Source organism: Tropicimonas sp. TH_r6 (assembly GCF_033101155.1).
Classification (GTDB): Bacteria; Pseudomonadota; Alphaproteobacteria; order Rhodobacterales; family Rhodobacteraceae; genus Tropicimonas.
On the sequence record NZ_JAWMPX010000080.1, the window covers coordinates 1 to 1535 of the forward strand.

Annotated in this window: 2 protein-coding genes; both read left to right on the forward strand. The window is 54.9% G+C overall.

Translation table 11 applies throughout. From position 1 onward, the window contains the following. Positions 1-300: hypothetical protein (locus R3X27_RS25465; RefSeq protein ID WP_317711717.1), on the forward strand; the 300-nt coding region annotated here is incomplete at its 5' end. Between the two features lie 845 nt (positions 301-1145). Continuing rightward, the coding region (locus R3X27_RS25470) for a hypothetical protein (protein WP_317711718.1) at positions 1146-1535 on the forward strand (390 nt) is incomplete at its 3' end.

Here is a 1535-nt window from a genome sequence, read left to right on the forward strand (position 1 = left end):
GTCGGGGATGCCGCCGCTTTTCGTATCGAGTATCGACACTGGCCGGGGGACTTCCGGTCCGAGATCGAGCGGGAGAGGTTCGAAGGCAAGGAACAGTGGGAGTGGCCCACGACATATGAAACCTTGGACGAAATCAGCGCCGATCTGTCCAAGGAAATTGAGGCCTTGAAGGGCTACAACCGAAACTTGATCCATTCCAATGTCCATGAGATGACGAAAGACAAGGGATGGCGAACCTTGGCGATTGTCCTGCTCATACCTTACCTGTTGGCCGGGGCGTTTTTCATCTACTTCGGATAGACCACCGCACCTGAGAGCGCCGTTTTAAAACCGCCTAACCCCTTGTCGGGATAAGGGCTTACCGAGCTGACTGGTGCCGGTTGGGACTTCAGGAGGGCGACCACCGGAAGTTGTCCGTTCCCCCGCATAGTTGGCGACTAAGCGACTGTATCTGCGGCGGAAAGTGCTTCTGTTTTTTCGGCCAGGATGTAACCAAAATCCACAGTCGAGTTGAAACCAGTTTTCTGGCGCGTCCCCCCATTACTTCGCCCTTTTGTAACCAGATTCCACAGCCGAACCACCGATTCATTGAGGCAATCATCACCATTCTGGCTTGGCTTGGGTTTCTTGCATCCGAGTTGCCGGAGACGGTGCTGACAGACCTGCCAATCGTCGCCTAACCAAGGCGGGTTCTGTCCGATGCCTGCTAGCAGCGGGTTTCGGCCCACTGCACCAAAGCTTGGGACACTGTCCAATGTCTGTTTACGCTCAAGCCACCGGAGGAATCCTTAGGACAAGAATTTCGGACAGAAGTTCACGAAAGACTTTGCGTATATTTGCGCATACCTTGCACTCTTCTAGCACAAGATGTATATTCAGACTTGCTGTCCCATGGTGGGGTAGTCGGAGCGGCCGCACGAAGTCGGCCAGAAAAGGAGGAAGCATGCTCCAATCGAACCACGGCACGTACACTGCCGGTTTCGCCTCGGATTAGGCGAACCTTGCGGAGGATCGCCACTGCCAAGCGGCGACACCCTACCCAACGGTTGAACCGACCAGACGATGAGTCGCTCGACTGAATCCGCAGGGAAATAGAATGGGATGGGTGAGTTCGGACGACTCGCACCCTGAGGAGGGAGCGGGTTATGGAAAGACGAGTGAAGGTTGGCCAGTCGTTCGACGACCTGGAGGCAACCCGAGACAAGATTGAATTTGCCAAGGCTGAAGTGGATCGGATCCAAGCCGAGGCAGCAGCCGCCAAGGAGCGTACCAAGGACTTCATCCTGCGCCTTGTGGCCGTAAGTATTGTGGTGTTCCTGGTTGGGGCGGCCGCAGTCGATATCTGGTGTGACCAATGCCGCTTTGATGGTCTCGTAGATACTTGGGGTTCGGTCTGCGCTTTGGTGATTGCGGTGGTGCTATACACCATCGGAAAGCCCGATCTTTTTAAAACGGTGCTGAATGCCGTTGAACGTATGCGTGGATCTAGAAATGTCGAAGACGACGAAGACGACGAAGACGACGAAGACGACGAA